The organism is Morganella sp. GD04133 (genome assembly GCF_029835375.1).
In the GTDB taxonomy this organism is placed as follows: domain Bacteria; phylum Pseudomonadota; class Gammaproteobacteria; order Enterobacterales; family Enterobacteriaceae; genus Morganella; species Morganella morganii_B.
The window spans coordinates 112,841-133,777 of record NZ_JAODZS010000001.1 but is presented as its reverse complement, the minus strand read 5'-3'; the positions used below and the strand labels follow the sequence as shown (position 1 = coordinate 133,777).

Sequence of the window (20,937 nt, the reverse complement as noted above, 5' to 3'; positions counted from 1 at the left end):
TTATTCCTCCCCGATCAGAGTGACCGCAATCCGCTCTTCCGGGCGGGCCGGACGATGTTGTAAGCGCTCACTTATCATTTGCACATTCGGATCCGGCAGCGGGCTGTTAATAAAGTGACTGAAGCGCTTGCGGGCATGCGGATTGTTCACTGTTTCCTGCCACTCACAGGTCACTTTTTCGCGCAGCAGTGCCAGTTCCTGCTCCAGCTGTGCATTCAGTCCCAGTTTGTCGCTGACAATCACATCCCGCAGGTAATCAATCCCGCCTTCGAGGCTTTCCAGCCAGGTGGATGTCCGGCTGAGTTTGTCGGCGGTACGGATGTAAAACATCATAAAGCGGTCGATGTAGCGTATCAGTGTCTCTTTATCGAGGTCAGCCATCAGCAGATCGCCGTGGCGCGGTTTCATGCCGCCGTTTCCGCAGACATACAGGTTCCAGCCTTTGTCTGTGGCGATAATCCCGATATCTTTGCCCTGCGCCTCGGAACACTCGCGGGTACAGCCTGAGATGCCGAATTTCATTTTATGCGGGGTGCGGATACCTTTATAGCGGTGCTCCAGCTCAACGCCCAGCGCGGTGCTGTCACCAACCCCGAACCGGCACCATGCCGTGCCGACACAGGTTTTCGCCATCCGCAGTGCTTTGGCATAGGCGTGCCCGGTTTCAAATCCGGCGGCGATCAGTTTTTCCCAGATAGCCGGTAAATCCTGCTTTTGTGCCCCGAACATGGCAATGCGCTGTGAGCCGGTAATTTTGGTATACAGATGATATTCCTGCGCAACCGCACCGATGGTCAGTAAACCTTCCGGGGTGATTTCGCCGCCCGGCGAACGCGGGATCACCGAATAGGTACCGTCCTTCTGCATATTAGCGAGGAAATTATCGTTGGTATCCTGTAGCGGTACCAGGTCGTCGCGGAGAATATAGTCATTCCGGCAGGAGGCGAGCAGGGAACCGATAGTGGGTTTGCACACTTCACAGCCGTAACCTTCGCCATAGCGGCCCAGCAGCTCATCAAAGGTTGTGATTTTTTCCACGCGGATCAGGTGATACAGCTCCTGGCGTGAATAGGCAAAATGCTCACAGAGGTGATGATTCACCTCAATACCCAGATTGGTCAGTTCGGCATTCAGTACCTGTGTGATCAGCGGAACACACCCGCCGCAGCCGGTTCCGGCCTTGGTTTCCGCTTTAATATCTGCCACCGTCTGGCAGCCGTTATGAATGGCCTGAATAATATCCCCTTTGGTGACATCAAAACAGGAACAGATTTGCGCGCTGTCCGGCAGAGACTCCACGCCGATTGCCGGTTTGCTGCCGGCGTGGGCAGGCAGGATCAGAACATCCGGATTTTCCGGCAGTTCGATGCGGTTGAGTGCCAGTTGCAGCAGATTACCGTAGTCTTCGGTATCCCCGACCAGCACCGCACCCAGCAGATATTTATTATCGTCGCTGACAATCAGCCGCTTATAAACCTCATTGGCTTCATCGAGATAAATATAACTGTGGCAGCCGTCATCTGTCGCATGTGTGTTGCCGATACCACCGACATCCACACCCAGCAGTTTCAGTTTTGCGCTCATATCCGCGCCGGTAAACTGATTCTCCTGCCCCAGCAGATGATCCGCCGCCACCTGTGCCATTTTGTAGCCCGGTGCCACCAGTCCGTAAGTTCTGCCGTGCCATGATGCGCACTCCCCGATAGCATACACATCCGGGTCAGATGTCTGACACTGATCGTTGATCACCAGGCCGCCGCGCTCCGCCACAGCCAGTCCGCACTGGCGGGCAAGGCGGTCACGCGGGCGTATCCCGGTGGAGAAAACGACAAAATCAGTCTCCAATGATGAACCGTCGGCAAAATGCAGCACTTTGCGGCTCTCTCCGTTATCGGATGCGGTAATTTCTGTGGTGTTTTTGCCGGTATGTACCGTTACACCCATCCGCTCAATTTTTTGCTTCAGCTGTTCACCGCCGAGTGCATCAAGCTGTTCCGCCATTAATACCGGCGAAAACTCAATAACATGCGTTTCAATGCCCAGATTTTTCAGCGCACCTGCGGCTTCCAGTCCCAGCAGACCGCCACCGATAACCACACCCTTGCGGCTGCGGCGGGCACAGGCCTCAATGGCATTGAGATCTTCAATCGTGCGGTAAACAAAGCAGTCGCGGGTATCACTGCCTTTAATCGGCGGGATCCACGGATAAGAGCCGGTCGCTATCACCAGTTTGTCGTAATGCACGGTGCGGCCGGTATTGGTGTGCAGCACCTTTTCCTGCCGGTTAACGGTGATCACCCGTTCATTGGTTAATACCGTAATATTATGTTTCTCATGGAAACCGGGTTTGACCAGCGATAATTCTTCTGCCGTATGATGGGAAAAATAGGAGGAAAGATGCACGCGGTCATAAGCGACACGCGGCTCTTCGCAGAATACGGTGATATCGAACTGTCCGGCGTCCGCTTTATCGGTAAGCTCTTCGGTAAAGCGATGACCGACCATGCCGTTACCGATGATTGCTAACTTGACGTTGCTCATTTCAGCCTCAGATTTTGTGTGGATTAAGGCTAAAAATACGGCGATCCCGGTTTTTCTCATTGATGTATATCAAATGCAGCTTAATCAATTCAGCTTATGTAAATAGTTGCTTTAAATAATTTTTGTCAATACTCCTGAAGAGGTATCTGCATGCCGGGGGCTCCGCCATATTATCTGTCTTTATATATTAATTGACATATTATTTTTTAAACCGGTTATTTTTACTCATTTAATGGTGAACAAATATTTCATAATATATCGCACGGGTTCCGGATTAAAATTAAATGTCATTAATAACAGATAATGGTATATTTAACTAACGTAAAGGGAACAGTTTAAGAGGAACGGATACCCCATGCATGATGAAAAAATCGTTTTCAGTGATATCGTTGTTGACAAAGATGATGAAATTCATGATGTGAAATTTCACGGAAAATCCGGAGAGTATTTCAAAATATGGATAGTTAATCTGTTCCTGACAGTTCTTACTCTCGGGATATATTCTGCCTGGGCGGCGGTCAGAAAACGTCGTTATTTTTACGGTAATACCGATATCGGCGGGTCACACTTTGATTATCATGCCGTACCGCTGAATCTTCTGCTGAGCCGGATTATTGTTATTGCGTTTATACTTCTTTATGTTTTGTCAGGTTTAATTCACCCGATATTACAGCTTGGTATTCTGCTGATTTTATTTATTTTATCACCGTATTTTATTTTACGGTCCTGGCGATTTAATACCCTGATGTCTTCATTCCGGAATATCCGTTTCAATTATCATTGCCGCTTTGCTCAGGGGTACTGGGTAATACTGGTTATGCCATTTTTATTAATTACTATACTGGTTATTGCCGTTATTGCTGGCGGAACAGGAGCCACTCTTATGCGGTGCTCCGGGCCCGGCGGGTGTGATGCGACAGCAAGTTTCATACAGGGCATTATCCAGATGATTATTATTCTGGCCGGTATGTTTCTGGTATTTGCCGTACAGGCCAAACGAATTTATGATCTGTTTTTCAATCAGTTATTCTATGGAAAACAGCCCTTTGCTATTCAGTCAGAACTCAAAAAATTTCTTCAGTTTTATGTGATTGCAGCGCTGATATTACTGCCTTTTATCTGCTTAGGCGGAAGCATTATGTGGCAAATGATGATGACGGTAGCAATGGCAAATTATTATCAGATGACGGTTTCCCCGGTATCGTTTGCGGTGAATGTGGTATCCATGTATCTGATTTTTCTGTGCGGGCTTATTGTGACTTCCGCTTATCTGCGTGTTGCGGTTATCCGCTATGGCTCCGCGCATGTTTCTCTGGGTAACATGCTGCGTTTCCGGTCAGATATTTCGCTTTTTCCGTATCTTATGCTGGTGTTCACCAACAGCCTGATGGTTATTTTTACGCTGGGATTTGCAACACCTGTCGCGCAAATCCGCCATGCCCGCTATATGGCCGAAAATATGAAAATTATCGGTGATATGTCACTGGCAACGGTCAGCGCGCATGATGAAAATAAGGCGGGTGCGATTCAGGATGAAATAGTGAACGCCTTTGATATCGGGGTTTCTTTGTGAAAATAACCGGTGAGTTCACGTATGCGGGAAAGGCAGAGAAGCATGTTGCTTATCTTGAGGCTGATAATGAAAATACCCGGCTGAGAGTTACTGTAAACGGGCATACTCATGAGTATGCCTTGTCTGAAAGCCGCCTTTCTCAGCCGCTGGGCTCATTACCTGACTCACTCTTTTTCCCTGACGGGAATTGTTTTACCGCTCCCCGGAATGTTCCTCTGCACACGGTTGTCAGCAGTAAAAAAGTGTCCGGCGCTTTTATTCATGCCGTTGAGAAAAACAAACTTGCGCTGATTGGTTCCGTTACCGGCATCGTCTGTGTCTTTCTGCTTTATTTTATGGTCTTTATCCCGGCCGCGTCATCGGCTATCACAAAAATCGTTCCTGATGATTTCAGTCTTTATCTCGGGAAATATTCACTGGAATTAATTGACGGGGAATATTTCACTAAAAGCCGGTTACCGGCAGAAAAACAGCAGGAAGTCACTGAACTGTTTTTATCGGTGATTCCGGATAAATTAAAGCAGGATAAGCTGCCGCTGAAAATCGCATTCCGTCACTCAGAAGACGGGGCGAATGCATTTACGCTGTCTGACGGCACTATTATTGTGACGGATGACCTGATTAACATGATCGATCACGACGATGAGCTGGCGGCCATATTACTGCATGAAATGGGGCATCATTATCACCGTCATGTCATGCGTTCTCTGGTTGAATCGTCAGTGCTGGCCATTACCTTTATGTGGTTCACGGGCGATGTCAACGGGATTGAGGACACCCTGGTGCATTCCGGCGGTTCATTATTGGCACTCAGTTATTCCCGTAATATGGAAACGGATGCGGATGCATTTGCCGCGCAAGAAATGAAGGCGCAGCATCGTTCACTGAAAAGGATGATATCTGTTTTTACCAAATTATCAGATTCGGCAGACGATGACGAAAATTCATTTCTCAGTACACATCCGGGCTGGGAAAGCCGTATTAAGGCCATTGAAAATCAGGAATAATCATCCGGAGTCGTTGTAACCATCTGTTTACCAGTCTGTTTTTATGGCAGCCCATTCTCTGTGCTTTTGCCGCCGGATAGATATTACGTCCGGTAACCCGGGCAAGGCAACCCCCGTATTTTGCGTATTACCGCATCAGAAACAATCCCGTCACAAATAACAGATTCAATTCCCGTGCCTTTTTCCGGGGTGATCGCTGTTTGTTACCAAATTAACAATTCTGCCAATTAGTGATCTGTTTCAACATTTAATCGTGCTTGCCGATTTTTGTTATCCCCTTTTTCAGAGTGTGACTAGGATTGAATCAATTCTTATGAGGAGAGTGACGAGGTAAGCACGATGGAAAAGGAACGTATCATCCAGGAATTTGTTCCCGGCAAACAGGTCACGCTGGCGCATCTGATTGCGCATCCGGGCAGTGATCTGGCGAAAAAAATCGGGGTTCCCGGTGCTGAAGCCATCGGCATTATGACGCTGACACCCGGCGAAACCGCAATGATTGCGGGTGATCTTGCCACAAAGGCCGCAGGTGTGGACATCGGCTTTCTTGACCGTTTCACCGGTGCTCTCGTGATTTACGGCTCTGTCGGCGCAGTGGAAGAAGCATTGATCCAGACTGTTCGCGGGTTAAGCCAGCTCCTCAATTATGCCGTTTGTGATATCACCCGCAGCTGAGCGGGTGCAGTTAAGGATGCCGTCTGAATGAAACGAATTGTGTTTGTGGGTGATGTGGGGGCAGGAAAAACGACATTATTCAATGCGTTGCAGGGAGATTTTGATCTTGCGCGTAAAACACAGGCGATTGAGTTCAATGATGAGGGCAGTGTTGATACACCGGGTGAATATTTCAGCCATCCCCGTCTCTACCACGCGCTGATTAATACGCTGGCAGATTGTGATGTGCTGGTTTATGTCCACGCGGCAAATAACCCGGAGTGCCGGATCCCAGCCGGATTACTCGATATCTATCCTCATATGCGCCGCTTTGCGGTTATCAGCAAAGCCGATGCACCGGATGCGGATGTGCCCGCCGTACGCGAGCTGCTTTCCACCTGGGGATTTGAGGAACCGGTACTTGCCATCAACAGCCTTGATCCTGATGACGTCCTGAAAGTGAAACAGTTTTTGGCCACAGCCGACAGCCAATAAGAGGAATATCCGATGAAGAAACTAATAACGGCCAATGACATCCGGGAAGCACACGCCGCAGGCAAAACCCGTCTGGATGTGGTGCTGAAAGAGAGCATTGTCACGCCGGAAGCCCATGTTGTGGCTGAACAATTGGGCTTTGTGATCTGTGAGGTGGATGCCGCACAGAACAGCGCACCGGCTGCCGCACCGCTGGCGGCAACCGCCGGAACAGAACCCAATATTTCATCCGCAGAGCGTCAGAAAATCCGCGAGTGCATTATCGCGCAGCTGCCTGACGGCAATGTCACCGAAACCCTGATTGCACAACTGGTCGATAAAGTGGTGCAGGAGCGTATCGCGCAGATTAAAGCGAAAGTGGCGGCATTCAAACCGGCGGAAGAGAACACTGATACCCCGAATACCCAGAGCTACCGCAGTGTCACCGGCAAAGGCGGCATTAAAGTGGTCGACAGCAGCTCGGTGAAATTCGGTAATTTCGATGGTGCGGGTCCGCACCGTGTCGGGATTGCGGATCTGATCACCGCGCAGGACAACAGCAGCATGGCTGCCGGGTTTATGCAGTGGGAAAACGCATTCTTCCCGTGGACCCTGAATTACGACGAAGTGGATCTGGTTCTGGAAGGCGAGCTGCATGTGCGCCATCAGGGCGAAACCATGATCGCGAAAGCCGGTGATGTGATGTTTATCCCGAAAGGCTCCGCGATTGAGTTCGGCACACCATCGACTGTCCGTTTCCTGTATGTGGCCTGGCCGGCTAACTGGCAGGATTGCTGAGGGGTATCGCCATGACCTTTATCACTGAAGACTGGCTGCGGGATAACTTTACGCTGAGCGAAGGCAGTGAAATTCATCTGCCTGCTGACAGCCGGATGACACCATCCGCCCGTGAGCTGATCGAAAGCCGCCGTTTACAGGTGAAATTTCAGGATAAACAAGGTCGTCTGTTTGTGGAAACGCCGGATGAGTCCGGTAAAACCGAAACGGCTGTCCCTGACCTGAAAGCGGTACACGGGTTAACCAGTAAGGATAAAGCGGATGTCGCGGCCTGCGAATTATGCCATCAGCCGGTGGCGAAAAAGCCGGACACGCTGACACACCTTAACGGCCACACCATGGTGGCAAAAAATGATCCGCGTCTGGCGTTCCGCGCCGCGCTGGATGCCACTATCGCCGAAGTCGTCTGGTTACAGACTGAATTTGCACAGACGCCGCTGAAAGGCTGGCTGGCGGACATCCGCTCTGTGCTCGGCAATATTATGCGTGCCGATGCGCTCAATGAACCGCTCGGTGAACAGAGTATTGCGGATCTGAACGCGGATGAGCTGCACAAGCTGTCTCATAATCCGCTGAAATACCTGGGTCATGATCATATCGTTCCGGATGTGAGTCACGGCCGTGATGCGGCGGCGCTGAACCTGCTGCGGACCAAAGTCCGTGAAACGGAAATCAGTGCGGCGCGTATTTATATCGATTGTTATTTTCAGGTCATCCGCCCTGACATTATGCAGGCGCTTAACCGCCTCTCCAGTGCGGTGTATGTCCTGATGGTGATGGTGGTGCGCGAAGGCGGCGTAATGACCACACAGGCTCTGAAACAGGCTCTGATGCAAGGGGGAACACATGCTCATTGAACGATGCCGTCAGCAGGCAAAACTGAACCCGCCGCGGGTGGTTCTGCCGGATGCGCTGGATGAGCGCGTGATCCACGCCGCCCGTTATCTGAAACAAAATGGTCTGGCGGAGCCCGTTCTGCTGGCAAACCCGTTTGCGCTGCGTGATTTCTCGCTGCGTACCGGTGTCATTATGGACGGTCTGAGCACCATTGATCCGGACAGTGCGGATGAGTGGCGCGCAGAGTTTGCGGATGCCATCACCGCGCGCCTCGGCGAAAAAGCCCCGGAAGATGCGGATGAGGCCATGCGTCAGCCGCTGTGGTTCGGTGCCGCCATGGTTGCTGCCGGAAAAGCGGATTTATGTGTGGCGGGAAATATCTCGTCAACTGCCGCAGTCCTGCGGGCCGGGCTGAAAGTGATCGGCCTGAAGCCGGGTGTGAAAACATTATCATCTATTTTCATCATGTTGCCGCCGGGAACGGAAGGCAATGTGCTGGGTTTCGCTGATTGCAGTGTCGTACCTCAACCCACTTCTGCACAGCTGGCGGATATTGCGCTGAGCAGTGCGGAAACCTTCACGGCAATCACCGGTGAAACCGCGCGTGTGGCGATGTTGTCTTTTTCAACAGCAGGCAGCGCGAAACATCCTAATGTGGCGATGGTGCAGCAGGCGGTGGAAATTATTCATGCACGCGCCCCGCAGTTACAGGCGGATGGTGAACTGCAGTTCGACGCGGCATTTGTGCCAAGTGTCGCTGCGCAAAAAGCCCCTAACAGTGAGTTAAAGGGGCGGGCAAATGTCATGGTCTTTCCGTCACTGGAAGCAGGCAATATCGGTTACAAGATTGCCCAGCGTCTCGGCGGTTACCGGGCACTCGGCCCGCTGATTCAGGGATTAAATGCACCGGTGCATGATTTGTCACGCGGCTGTAATGCCCGCGACATCATTGAACTGGTGCTGGTAGCACAAACACAGTTAGCTCAGGCCGGACAACCTGTCCGCCGCACTGAAGCAGAAAGCGTTATTTAAACCGGTCCCTGATGGGATCTCAATGAGAGGAAAATATCATGGAAGCATTAGGACTGATCGAAACTAAGGGTCTGGTTGCATTAATCGAAGCATCCGATGCGATGGTCAAAGCAGCACGCGTTAAATTAGTCGGTGTTAAACAAATCGGCGGTGGTCTGGTAACAGCCATGGTGCGCGGTGATGTTGCAGCATGTAAAGCAGCGACTGACGCAGGTGCGGCAGCAGCTCAGCGTATCGGTGAACTGGTCTCTGTACACGTTATTCCTCGTCCGCATGGCGATCTGGAAGAAGTGTTTCCTATCAAAATGTCCGGCGATAAATCAATCGATTAATCGTTGTTAGCGTGGCGTGCTTCTGACGCCACGCGATTTTAATCTCCCCGGTTTTTTTGCTGTCACTCAGACGGCAGGGGATTTTTTTACCTGAAATCCGTAGCCGGCTGTATTCAGGCTGCTGAAATATAAAGAGAGGTGAACATGAAACTGGCTGTCGTTATCGGACAAATCGTGTGCACCGTGCGTCATCCCGGACTGGAATCCGACAAATTACTGCTGGTGGAAATGATTGACCGCCAGGGGCGTCCTAACGGTGAGGTGGCCGTCGCAACCGACAGTATCGGTGCGGGTAATGGTGAATGGGTGCTGATCGTCAGCGGAAGTTCGGCGCGGCGTGCTCAGAGCAAAGAAGCGTCACCGGTCGATCTCAGCATCATCGGCATTGTGGATGAGGCCGTTATGGAAAGTCAGGTGATTTTTCATAAATAAATCGCCGCAACGAGTCACAGAAAGAGGCGTGGGTGAATATGGATCAGAAAGAAATTGAGAATGTGGTAAAAGCGGTTCTGGCCAGCATGAGTGCAGGCACACAACCGGCGGCTGCATCAGCGGCACCACAGCAGGCGGCAGCCTCACAAAATAACGGTTTCGGGGTGTTTGAATCCCTGGATGATGCCGTTCTTGCCGCCAAAGAAGCACAAAAATCATTAAAAACCGTTGAAATGCGTAATCTCTGCATCGGTGCAATCCGCCGTGCGGCAACCGAACATGCCCGTGAATTGGCGGTTCTGGCTGTTGAAGAGACCGGCATGGGCCGCGTGGAAGATAAACTCGCGAAGAACTTAGCACAGGCAAACGGCACCCCGGGTGTTGAGTGTCTGCGTCCTGAAGTGTTAACCGGCGACCACGGTTTAACCTTAATCGAAAATGCGGCATGGGGTGTTATCGCCTCTGTCACACCATCCACTAACCCGGCAGCGACGGCAATCAACAACGCTATCAGCATGATCGCCGGGGGTAACAGTGTGATTTTCGCGCCGCATCCGGCTGCGAAAAAAGTCTCACAGCGCACTATCACCGTTCTGAACGAAGCCATTGTTGCTGCAGGCGGTCCGAACAACCTGCTGGTGACGGTTGCCAAACCGGATATCGAAACCGCACAGCGTTTATTCAAATATCCGGGGATCGGCCTGCTGGTCGTGACCGGGGGTGATGCAGTGGTGGAATCTGCCCGCAAACACACTAACAAGCGTCTGATCGCGGCCGGTGCCGGTAACCCGCCGGTGGTGGTGGATGAAACGGCCGATATCGAACGCGCGGCGAAAGCCATTGTTCACGGTGCATCATTCGACAACAACATTATTTGTGCGGATGAAAAAGTGCTGATCGCGGTTGACTGCATTGCAGACAAACTGATCACCGAAATGCAGCGTAATCACGCGGTATTACTGACCCGTGAACAGAGCGAGAAGCTGATCCCGGTACTGCTGAAAAATGTTGATGAAACCGGCCACGGCACTGTCAGCCGCGACTGGGTCGGCCGTGACGCAGCGAAAATTGCCGCGGCTATCGGTATGACTGTCCCGGCGGATACCCGTCTGCTGATCGCGGAAACCGACTGCAAACATCCGTTTGCCGTCACCGAACTGATGATGCCGGTTCTGCCGATCATCCGCGTGAAAGATGTGGATCAGGCCATTGACCTGGCGGTGAAACTGGAAGGCGGCTGCCATCATACCGCAGCAATGCACTCCAATAACATCAGCAACCTGAACCGCATGGCGAATGCCATCGACACCAGTATTTTCGTGAAAAACGGACCGTGTATTGCTGGTCTGGGACTGGGCGGCGAAGGCTGGACAACCATGACGATCACCACACCGACCGGTGAAGGTGTGACCTGTGCGCGGACGTTCGTCCGTCTGCGCCGCTGCACCATGGTGGATTCATTCCGCATCGTGTAAGCCGCTGCGGTGGGGCCTGCGGGCTTCACCGCTTTTTTCCCGGTTAGTGTGAGTTGTTCACGTTAACCCTGACGTTATGTTTTAAACCGGAGGAACCGATGGTTCAACGCAATCAGGAATGGCTGGCATCGCGCTTACAGCGGGCAGCGGAAATCTGTAATCAGCCGCAGGCGGGTGATCACAAAGATGCGCCGTTGTGGCTGGGGATCGATCTCGGTACCTGTGATGTGGTGTCCATGGTGGTGAATGCAGAAGGACAGCCGGTCGCGGTGTGCCTGGACTGGGCAGATGTGGTGCGCGACGGTGTGGTCTGGGATTTCTTCGGTGCGGTAAAAATCGTTAATAAACATCTGGATGCGCTGGAAAAACAGTTCGGTTTCCGGTTTGAGGTGGCGACAACGTCATTCCCGCCGGGAACAGACCCGCGTATCTCGGTGAATGTGCTGGAATCCGCCGGTCTGGTGGTTGCCAGAGTGCTGGATGAACCGTCTGCGGTCGCTGACATGATGGGGCTGGATAAAGCCGCTGTTGTGGATATCGGCGGCGGTACCACCGGGATCGCGATTGTGCAGAAGGGCGAAGTGACCCGCTCCGGCGACGAAGCCACCGGTGGTCATCATATTTCCCTGACCCTGGCGGGCAATCAGCGCATTGAGCTGGAAGATGCCGAGCAGATGAAGCGTGAGCGCGGTGAAAGCATCTGGCCGGTGATTCGTCCGGTCTACGAAAAAATGACGGATATCGTCGATGATCATATCCGCGGTGAGGATGTGACCGAACTGTGGCTGGCGGGCGGCTCCTGTATGCAGCCCGGTGTGCAGCCGTTGTTTCAGGCGCGTTTCCCGCATCTTACCGTGGTACTGCCACAGCATTCTATTTTTATGACACCGCTGGCGATTGCCGTCTGCGGTGTGTCTCAGGGAGAAAACCGTCATGCCGGATAATCGTTTACCCGCGGCTGAGGTTCAGTCCGCTATCTATCAGGCGCTTGATTTGGTGAATGCCCGTCAGGTGCGTGAGTTTTCTGTCCCGCCGACCACGTTAATCGGCCCGGGTGCCGTCGGCCGCAGCGGGGATGTGCTCGCGGAGCGCGGAATTAAGCACGTTTTTATTATGGTGGACGGCATGCTGTTACAGGCCGGTCTGACCGATGTGCTGGAGCGTAATCTGAGCCGCAGCGGTATTGCGTATGAAATCTGGCCGTGCCCGCCGGGCGAGCCGATGGATAAAGATGTGTTCCGTACCGTTGAACATCTGCTGAAAGTGCAGTGTGACGGCATTATTGCCCTCGGCGGCGGGTCGGTGCTGGATGCGGCGAAAGCCGTTGCGGTGCTGGCTGCCAATCCGGATCTGCCGCTGGCGGATATGATGCCGGGTGCGGCGCTTAATCCGCGTCTGCCGTTTATCGCTATCCCGACCACTGCCGGTACCGGTTCGGAAGCAACCAACGTTTCCGTGATTATCACGGCGGAAAACCATATCAAACTGGTGCTGGCACACAGCCAGTTACTGCCTGATCTCGCCATTATTGATGCCTGTCTGACACTCGGCGTGCCGCCGCATGTGACGGCAATGACCGGCATCGATGCGTTAACACATGCGATTGAAGCGTATGTGGCGAGCAACGTCACGCCGCTGACTCAGGCGCTGGCACTGCGGGCGATCTCCATGATCAGCCACGCGCTGCCGATCGCTGTCGGCCAGGGGCATGATATCAAAGCCCGTGAGGACATGATGCTGGCTTCCTATATGGCCGGGATGGCGTTCTCCAATGCCGGTCTGGGGCTGTGCCATGCCATGGCGCATCAGATTGGTGCGGCATACAACATTCCGCACGGCAAGGCGAATGCCATCATGCTGCCGCAGGTAATGCGTTTTAACCGCCTGGTCTGTAAACAGGCGTACAGCGAAATTGGTCATGCGCTGACTCAGCGGCCGATGACCGACATGGAGGCCATTGAGGCCGTGGAACAACTGATCAGTGACGTGGAACTTGCGCAGACGCTGCCATCTCTGGGCGGAAAACGTGAGGATTTCGAGGGGTTTGCCAAAGCGGCGTTGCAGGATATCTGCATCAAAACCAATCCGCGTGCGGTCACAGCGGCTCAGATAACGGCGATTTACGAGTCAGCCTGAGTCAATCAATAAGAACAGCCTGCGCGACAGGCACGGAAGGAGAAGGGTATGGGCATTAATGAAATCATCATGTACATCATGATGAGTTTTATGCTGATAGCAGCCGTGGATCGTATCTTCAGCCAGTTCGGTGGCTCAGAGGCAATCCTCGGTAAAATCGGCCTGGGTAAAGTCGGGAAAGGCATTGCCGGTTCCGGTGAACAGTTCGAAGAAGGCTTTATGGCAATGGGTGCGCTGGGTCTGGCCATGGTCGGTATGACCGCGCTGGCACCGGTTATCGCCATGCTGCTCGGGCCGGTGATTATTCCTGTTTATGAAATGCTGGGCGCGAACCCGTCTGTGTTTGCGGGCAGTATTCTGGCTATCGATATGGGCGGCTTCTTCCTCGCGAAAGAGCTGGCAGGCGGTGATGTGGCAGCGTGGTTATATTCCGGTGTGCTGCTGGCGTCCATGATGGGTGCAACCATGGTGTTCTCCATTCCTGTTGCGCTGGGCATTATCGAGAAGAAAGATCGCCGCTTCCTGGCACTCGGTGTGCTGGCGGGTATCGTAACCATTCCGGTCGGCTGTATTGCCGGTGGTCTGGTGGCGAAATTCTCCGGTGTGGAAATTGACGGTCAGGTGGTGGATTTCAGTATGACCATGCTGCTGGTCAATATGATCCCGGTGATCATCGTGGCGGCGCTGGTGTGCCTCGGCCTGAAATTCATTCCTGAGAAAATGATCAACGGTTTCCAGATCTTCGCCAAAATCCTTGTCGGTATCATCACGATCGGCCTGGCAGCAGCAGTGGCGAAGTTCACTGTGGGCTGGAACCTGATCCCGGGCCTTGATCCGATTTTTATGGCGGAAGGTGATGTGCCGGGCCAGGTGATGCGCGCCATCGAAGTTATCGGTTCTATCTCTGCGGTGCTGTTAGGGGCGTACCCGATGGTGCTGCTGCTGACCCGCTGGTTTGAAAAATCCTTTATGAAGATCGGCAGCCTGCTGAAAATCAACAACATGGCGGCGGGCGGTATGATCGCGACTCTCGCGAACAACATCCCGATGTTCGGCATGATGAAGAAAATGGATACCCGCGGCAAAATCATCAACTGTGCATTCTCCGTATCTGCTGCTTTCGCACTGGGTGACCACCTGGGCTTCGTGGCTGCCAACATGGCTCCGATGATCTTCCCGATGATTGCCGGGAAAATTATCGGCGGTATCACTGCAATTTTCGTTGCCATCATGATGATGCCGAAAAATATTGAGCAGGAAGATGCGGCTGCAGCGGCTGAAGAAGCGGCTGAAAGTGTCGCGGAGGAGAAATAAGCATGAAAACCCTCGAACTCTTAAGTGTCGGTATTGACGTGGGCACCACCACCACACAGGTGATCTTCTCCCGTCTCGCTCTGGTAAACCGCGCGGCGGTGTCACAGGTGCCGCGTTATGAGTTTGTGGATCGCAAAATTATCTGGCAGAGCCCGGTGCTGTTCACGCCGGTGGATAAAGACGGTCACCTGCGTGAGGAAGAACTGCTGGCACTGGTGCTGGATCAGTACGCCGCCGCCGGGATGGACCCGGCGACGATTGACTCCGGTGCCATCATTATTACCGGTGAAACCGCCAAAACCCGCAATGCACGTCCGGCAGTGGTCGCGTTATCCCAGAAACTCGGGGATTTCGTGGTCGCCACCGCCGGGCCGCATCTGGAATCGGTGATTGCCGGTTTCGGTTCCGGAGCCCAGACACTCTCTGAGCAGAAGATGGCGCGGGTACTGAACATTGATATCGGCGGCGGCACAGCAAACTACGTGCTGTTCGAAGCCGGTCATGTGATCAGTTCCGCCTGCCTGAACGTCGGCGGCCGTCTGTTCGAAACAGACAGCAGCGGACGCGTCACTTATGTGCATGCGCCGGGCCGCCTGATCGCCCGTGACTGCTTTGGCGAGCAGACCGACCCGATGTCCCTGACGCCGGTACAGCTGAATACCATTGCCGATCGCATGAGTGAGCTGCTGTATGAAGTGATCAGCGGCAATCTCACTCCGCTAGGACGTGAGCTGCTGATGACAGACGGTCTGCCTGCGGAAAGCAGCTTTTATGCGGTCACACTGTCCGGCGGTGTCGGGGAGTGTTACAGCCATCCGGAAAGCGGCAATGATTTCCGTTTCGGCGATATCGGGCCGCTGCTGGCACAGGCGATTCACCGCAATGCGGATTTCAGCGCGTTACCGATGCAGACCCCGGCACAGACTGTCCGTGCCACGGTGATCGGCGCCGGTGCGCATACGTTATCCCTGTCCGGCAGCACCATCTGGCTGGACAGCATCACGCTGCCGGTCCGCAATATTCCGGTGGTACATCCGGCACTGGGCCGCGCGGATGATGAAGATCTGGTGAATACCTGGAGCCGCGCACTGACGCAGATGGATCTTAATCCGCAGCAGGATCTGTACGCGCTGGCCCTGCCGGAATCACTGCCGACTAACTACGCCTCGGTACAAAGCTGTATTGATGCTCTGGAACGCTTTACCAAAACATACCCGAACACCATGCCGCTGCTGGTGATCGCGGGACAGGATTTCGGTAAGGCACTGGGCATGCTGCTGCGTCCGCTGATGAACGGCCGCGAACTGGCTGTTATCGACGAAGTTATCACGCACACAGGCGACTATATCGACATCGGCACGCCGTTATTCAGCGGCTCTGTCGTCCCTGTTACTGTTAAATCACTCGCATTTCCTTCCTGAGGGAACGTAATATGAAATTGAAAACCACGCTGTTTGGTCAGACCTACCAGTTCCGGGACGTGAAAGACGTTCTCGCGAAAGCTAACGAACTCCGTTCCGGGGACATCCTGGCGGGTGTCGCGGCAAGTAACGCACAGGAACGTGTGGCAGCAAAACAAGTGCTGTCCGAACTGACAATTGCGGATGTCCGCAACAACCCTGTCGTTCCGTATGAAGAAGACTGCGTAACCCGTCTGATCCAGGATGATATCAACGAAACCGAATATAACCGGGTCAAAAACTGGACTATCGGTGAGCTGCGTGAGCATGTCCTGAGCGACACCACCTCTCTTGATAACATCAATCTGCTGCGCAAAGGCCTGACCTCAGAAGTCATCGCCGGTGTGGCAAAAATCTGCTCCAACGCAGACCTGATTTACGGCGCGAAGAAAATTCCTGTCGTGAAACGTGCGAATAACACCATGGGTCTGCCGGGCCATTTCAGCGGCCGCTTACAGCCGAACGATACCCGTGACGAAGTGCAGAGTATCGTGGCGCAGATTTATGAAGGCCTCTCTTACGGCTGCGGTGATGCGGTTATTGGTGTTAACCCGGTAACAGATGATGTGGATAACCTCAGCCGCGTGCTGGATGCTATCTACGGCATCATTGATAAATACGATATCCCGACGCAGGGCTGTGTGCTGGCACACGTCACCACACAGATGGAAGCTATCAAACGCGGTGCGCCGGGCGGCCTGATTTTCCAGAGCATCTGCGGCAGTGAAAAAGGTCTGCGTGAGTTCGGTGTTGAGCTGGAAATGCTGGACGAAGCCCGCCATGTCGGTGCGCAGTACAACCGTATCGCAGGTCCTAACTGCCTGTACTTTGAAACAGGACAGGGCTCCGCACTGTCAGCGGGTGCTCACTACGGTGCTGACCAGGTGACCATGGAAGCTCGTAACTACGGCCTGGCCCGTCACTATGATCCGTTTATGGTAAACACCGTTGTCGGCTTTATCGGACCGGAATATCTCTATAACGACCGCCAGATCATCCGCGCCGGTCTTGAAGATCACTTTATGGGCAAACTGAGCGGGATCTCCATGGGCTGTGACTGCTGTTACACCAACCATGCGGATGCGGATCAGAACCTCAACGAAAACCTGATGATCCTGCTGGCCTCTGCGGGCTGTAACTTCATCATCGGTATGCCGCTGGGTGATGACATCATGCTCAACTACCAGACCACCGCGTTCCATGACATCGCGACTATCCGTCAGTTACTCGGCCTGCGCCCTGCGCCGGAATTCGAAGCCTGGCTGGAAAAAATGGGTCTGATGGAAAACGGGCGTCTTACCAATCGTGCCGGCGATCCGTCACTGTTCTTCTGATTTTCGGGGTAAATCACCATGGATCAAAAACAAATTAATGACATCGTACGCAGCGTGATGGCTCAGATGGGACACACGGGCGAAAACGTACAGGCGGTTGCCGCGGCAACGCAGGCTGTACTGAATCAGGGTAATACGTCTGTTGAATCCGTTGAGTGGGATCTCGGTTCACCGGAAGCAAAACAGTGGATCGGCGTGCAGAATCCGCACCGTGCGGAAGTGTTACAGGAACTGCGTAACAGCACCGGTTCCCGTGTCTGCTCCGGTCGTGCCGGTGTGCGTCCGCGCACCCAGAGTCTGCTGCGCTTCCTGGCCGACCACTCGCGCTCCAAAGATACCGTACTGAAAGAAGTCCCGGCGGAATGGGTGAAAAAACAGAACCTGCTGGAGTTACAGTCTGAAATCACAGACAAAAACCAGTATCTGACCCGTCCGGATATGGGCCGTATTCTGAATAAAGAATCCATCGAACTGCTGAAAACCAAGTGTGTGCAGGCGCCGGATGTGCAGGTCATTATCTCTGATGGTCTGTCCACCGATGCTATCACCGCAAACTACGACGAAATTCTGCCGCCGCTGATGAAAGGTCTGGAACAGTCCGGTCTGAAAGTGGGCACGCCGTTCTTTGTCCGTTACGGTCGCGTAAAAATTGAAGACCAGGCCGGTGAAGTGCTCGGCGCGAAAGTGGTTATCCTGCTGGTGGGCGAACGTCCGGGGCTGGGTCAGTCTGAAAGCCTCTCCTGCTATGCGGTGTACTCACCGACAGTGGCGGGCACAGTGGAAGCAGACCGTACCTGTATCTCGAACATTCACCGCGCAGGAACACCGCCGGTGGAAGCCGCCGCAGTTATCGTCGATTTAGCCAAACGCATGCTGGAGCAGAAAGCGTCCGGTATCAACATGAACCGTTAACGGGGAACTGAATATGCCTGCATTAGATCTTATCCGGCCGAACGTGACAGCGATGCGTCTTATCGCCAATGCACACGAAGATTTCTGCCGTGAACTGAAATTACCGAAACATATCCGCAGCCTCGGTCTTATCACCGCAGACTCCGATGATGTTGCTTACATTGCCGCTGACGAAGCCACCAAACAAGCACTGGTGGAAGTGGTTTACGGACGTTCCCTGTATGCAGGGGCGTCAAACTCACCATCACCGACCGCCGGTGAAGTGATGATTATCCTCGGTGGTCCGAACCCGGCAGAAGTCCGCGCGGGTCTGGATTCCATGATGGCAACGATTGAGTCAGGCCCTGCTTTTCAGTGGGCGAACGACAAAGAAGATACCGCATTCCTGGCGCATCTGATCTCCCGCACCGGCTCTTACCTGTCTGACGGCGACAAAATCAGACACGGTGACCCGATTGCCTATCTGGTGGCACCGCCGCTGGAAGCCACATTCGGGATCGATGCCGCACTGAAAGCCGCAGATGTGCAGCTGGCTACCTACGTGCCGCCTCCGTCAGAAACCAACTACTCAGCAGCCTTCCTGACCGGCAGCCAGGCAGCATGTAAAGCAGCATGTGATGCCTTTACCGAAGCCGTTCTGGATATCGCGCGCAACCCGGTTCAGCGCGCCTGAGCAGTGCAGTCAGTCGTCAGTTCAGTCATTAACACAGGAGAAAGGTCATGATCGATTCACTGGGATTACTTGAGGTATACGGCCTGGTGTCCGGCATTGATGCGGCGGATGCGATGCTGAAGTCGGCCAATGTCCGCATCCTTAACTATGAAATGGTGATCCCGGGGATGGTGACGCTTGTTGTTGAGGGCGATCTGGCGGCGTGCCGTGCGGCGGTGGATGCGGGCATTGCAGCCGCAAACCGCACCGGTAAGGTGATCGGCCATAAGGTCATCGGTCGTCCGGATGGTGATACCGAATGGCTGGTCACCGGTTTCAGCGGTGTGCCGGTGAAGGTAAAACCACAGTCTCCGGCACCGGTTCCGGCGTCTGAACCGGCTCCGGCAGCGACAGCAGTGTCTGCCGCCGCCCCGGATGCGGATGCCATGATGACGTTTACCGCAGAAGCCAAACACCGCCACGGCGTGACCGCCGGAGAAGCGGCCATGCATTTCAGTTGCCTGATAGAGGACAGCCGTGATGTGCTGGAGAGCCTGTTTAAACAGGGTAAACTGCGCAAGCGCGGCAGCCGCTACCGGGTAAAACAGGAGGGAAACCGCGATGAGTAATCTGATGCCGGGTCTGCATGAGTGCGGGCCCGAAATCATTCGTCAGCGTGTGCAGGATGCAGGGGTTGTCGGTGCGGGCGGGGCGGGTTTCCCGACCCACGTCAAACTGGCGGCACAGGCGGAAATCTATCTGGTCAATGCGGCTGAATGTGAGCCGCTTTTGCAGGTGGATCAGCAACTGGCTGTCCGTGAGGCGGATGCGATGATCCGCGGTTTGCTGTATGCCATGCGGGCTACCGGCGCGAAAGAGGGCATTATCGCCATCAAAGGCAAGCATCAGGCTGCCATTGATATCCTGAATGCCCGCGTGCCGGATTCTGTCCGTCTGCATATCCTGCCGGATGTTTATCCGGCCGGTGATGAAGTGATCACCATCTGGCTGGCGACCGGTCGCCGGGTTCCGCCTGCGGCACTGCCGCTGTCTGTCGGCGTGGTGGTCAGCAATGTGCAGACCCTGATTAATGTGGCGTATGCCGTTGAACAGGAACAGGCCGTGATACACCGTGTCCTGACGGTGAACGGCGCGGTTCACCATCCTGTTACCGTTTCCGTCCCGGTCGGCACCACACTGCGTGAAGTGCTGGCGCTGGCGGGCGGAGCCACCATCAGCAACCCGGCGTATATCAACGGCGGGCCGATGATGGGCAAATTACAGACATCCCTTGATGATGCTGTGACCAAAACCACCGGCGGCTTATTAGTCCTGCCGGATGACCATATTTTAATTCAGCGCCGGACCCGTTCGGAGCGCACGGTGATCAACCAGGCGCGTACCGTCTGTGAACAGTGCGGAATGTGTACCGAGCTCTGCCCGCGTCACATGATCGGCCACGAACTGCCGCCGCACCTGATTGTCCGCGCGGTGGGTTATGAGCAGATCTCCGCGCCGTCAGCCGTCGTTGCGGCACTGACCTGTTCGGAGTGTGCGATTTGCGAAGCCTGGTCCTGCCCGGTGGAAATCTCACCGATGCGGCTCAACCAGATGCTGAAAGTGAAACTGCGCGAAGAAGGGATCCGCTACGAAGGTGAACTGCGCCCGGAAGATCCGATGGCTCAGCACCGTATGCTGCCGGTCAAACGCCTTGTCCGTCGTCTGGAACTGACGGAATACATGCACAAAGCGCCGATGACCGATGAGATCTACGCACCGCAGCAGGTGATTATCCCGTTACGCCAGCATATCGGTGCCCCGGCGGTACCGGTTGTCAGTGAGGGGGATAACGTCACGGCGGGCATGCTGATCGCCGCTGTCCCGGAAAACGCACTGGGTGCGCCGGTTCACGCCAGTATCAGTGGTGTGGTTCGTCATATTGACAGCACGGCTGTCACGATAGAGAAGGAATAA

General features: G+C 54.0%; 20 protein-coding genes. 19 read left to right on the top strand and 1 reads right to left on the bottom strand.

All coding sequences use genetic code 11. The features are described from left to right. Positions 1–2,541, bottom strand: coding sequence for a nitrite reductase large subunit NirB (gene nirB, locus N7387_RS00545; RefSeq protein WP_279796096.1), 2,541 nt, complete (start codon positions 2,539–2,541; stop codon positions 1–3). A 355-nt stretch (positions 2,542–2,896) separates the two neighbouring features. Between nirB and N7387_RS00540 the strand changes: the two genes are divergently transcribed. The 19 genes from N7387_RS00540 (at position 2,897) to N7387_RS00450 (ending at position 20,937) form a co-directional block, all read left to right on the top strand. Next, a complete protein-coding gene (locus tag N7387_RS00540) occupies positions 2,897–4,114 on the top strand; it encodes a YjgN family protein (protein ID WP_279796095.1) in 1,218 nt (405 codons plus the stop codon). Beyond that, positions 4,111–5,121, top strand: a complete 1,011-nt coding sequence (locus N7387_RS00535) for a M48 family metallopeptidase (protein WP_262860459.1) — start codon at positions 4,111–4,113, stop codon at positions 5,119–5,121. The genes N7387_RS00540 and N7387_RS00535 overlap by 4 nt, the downstream gene beginning before the upstream one ends. Positions 5,122–5,460: 339 nt before the next feature. Then, positions 5,461–5,796, top strand: coding sequence for an ethanolamine utilization microcompartment protein EutS (gene eutS / locus N7387_RS00530; RefSeq protein WP_004236109.1), 336 nt, complete (start codon positions 5,461–5,463; stop codon positions 5,794–5,796). A gap of 27 nt (positions 5,797–5,823) precedes the next feature. After that, positions 5,824–6,270, top strand: coding sequence for a EutP/PduV family microcompartment system protein (gene eutP / locus N7387_RS00525; RefSeq protein ID WP_279796094.1), 447 nt, complete (start codon positions 5,824–5,826; stop codon positions 6,268–6,270). Positions 6,271–6,282: 12 nt separating this feature from the next. Beyond that, positions 6,283–7,047 carry an ethanolamine utilization acetate kinase EutQ gene (eutQ, locus tag N7387_RS00520; protein WP_004236107.1) on the top strand — a complete coding sequence of 255 codons (765 nt, stop codon included), beginning with the start codon at positions 6,283–6,285 and terminating at the stop codon, positions 7,045–7,047. Positions 7,048–7,058: 11 nt separating this feature from the next. Continuing rightward, entirely contained in the window at positions 7,059–7,904 is an 846-nt protein-coding gene (gene eutT / locus N7387_RS00515) for an ethanolamine utilization cob(I)yrinic acid a,c-diamide adenosyltransferase EutT (protein WP_279796091.1), read from the top strand. After that, on the top strand, positions 7,894–8,916 hold the full coding sequence (gene pta, locus N7387_RS00510) for a phosphate acetyltransferase (RefSeq protein WP_025154313.1): 1,023 nt from the start codon (positions 7,894–7,896) through the stop codon (positions 8,914–8,916). The genes eutT and pta overlap by 11 nt, the downstream gene beginning before the upstream one ends. Before the next feature lie 38 nt (positions 8,917–8,954). Then, on the top strand, positions 8,955–9,248 hold the full coding sequence (gene eutM, locus N7387_RS00505; protein ID WP_004236103.1) for an ethanolamine utilization microcompartment protein EutM: 294 nt from the start codon (positions 8,955–8,957) through the stop codon (positions 9,246–9,248). A gap of 144 nt (positions 9,249–9,392) precedes the next feature. Then, positions 9,393–9,680 carry an ethanolamine utilization microcompartment protein EutN gene (gene eutN, locus N7387_RS00500; protein ID WP_004236102.1) on the top strand — a complete coding sequence of 96 codons (288 nt, stop codon included), beginning with the start codon at positions 9,393–9,395 and terminating at the stop codon, positions 9,678–9,680. A gap of 38 nt (positions 9,681–9,718) precedes the next feature. Next, complete coding sequence (locus tag N7387_RS00495; RefSeq protein ID WP_025154312.1) at positions 9,719–11,155, top strand: aldehyde dehydrogenase family protein; 1,437 nt, start codon at positions 9,719–9,721, stop codon at positions 11,153–11,155. A 98-nt stretch (positions 11,156–11,253) separates the two neighbouring features. Continuing rightward, on the top strand, positions 11,254–12,099 hold the full coding sequence (gene eutJ, locus N7387_RS00490) for an ethanolamine utilization protein EutJ (protein ID WP_004236098.1): 846 nt from the start codon (positions 11,254–11,256) through the stop codon (positions 12,097–12,099). Beyond that, the gene (locus N7387_RS00485; protein ID WP_279796089.1) at positions 12,089–13,291 is read left to right on the top strand and encodes an iron-containing alcohol dehydrogenase; all 1,203 of its coding nucleotides are present in this window, start codon (positions 12,089–12,091) and stop codon (positions 13,289–13,291) included. Before eutJ ends, N7387_RS00485 begins: the two co-directional genes overlap by 11 nt. Positions 13,292–13,339: 48 nt before the next feature. Then, a complete protein-coding gene (eutH, locus tag N7387_RS00480) occupies positions 13,340–14,605 on the top strand; it encodes an ethanolamine utilization protein EutH (protein WP_262883296.1) in 1,266 nt (421 codons plus the stop codon). Positions 14,606–14,607: 2 nt separating this feature from the next. Continuing rightward, a complete protein-coding gene (gene eutA, locus N7387_RS00475) occupies positions 14,608–16,026 on the top strand; it encodes an ethanolamine ammonia-lyase reactivating factor EutA (RefSeq protein ID WP_279796088.1) in 1,419 nt (472 codons plus the stop codon). Positions 16,027–16,037: 11 nt separating this feature from the next. After that, the gene (locus tag N7387_RS00470; protein ID WP_046892029.1) at positions 16,038–17,399 is read left to right on the top strand and encodes an ethanolamine ammonia-lyase subunit EutB; all 1,362 of its coding nucleotides are present in this window, start codon (positions 16,038–16,040) and stop codon (positions 17,397–17,399) included. An 18-nt stretch (positions 17,400–17,417) separates the two neighbouring features. Further along, the gene (gene eutC / locus N7387_RS00465) at positions 17,418–18,311 is read left to right on the top strand and encodes an ethanolamine ammonia-lyase subunit EutC (protein ID WP_004236091.1); all 894 of its coding nucleotides are present in this window, start codon (positions 17,418–17,420) and stop codon (positions 18,309–18,311) included. Positions 18,312–18,324: 13 nt separating this feature from the next. Next, on the top strand, positions 18,325–18,984 hold the full coding sequence (gene eutL / locus N7387_RS00460) for an ethanolamine utilization microcompartment protein EutL (RefSeq protein WP_279796087.1): 660 nt from the start codon (positions 18,325–18,327) through the stop codon (positions 18,982–18,984). Between the two features lie 47 nt (positions 18,985–19,031). Then, positions 19,032–19,592, top strand: a complete 561-nt coding sequence (locus N7387_RS00455; protein WP_279796086.1) for a BMC domain-containing protein — start codon at positions 19,032–19,034, stop codon at positions 19,590–19,592. Continuing rightward, the gene (locus tag N7387_RS00450; RefSeq protein WP_279796085.1) at positions 19,585–20,937 is read left to right on the top strand and encodes a 4Fe-4S dicluster domain-containing protein; all 1,353 of its coding nucleotides are present in this window, start codon (positions 19,585–19,587) and stop codon (positions 20,935–20,937) included. Before N7387_RS00455 ends, N7387_RS00450 begins: the two co-directional genes overlap by 8 nt.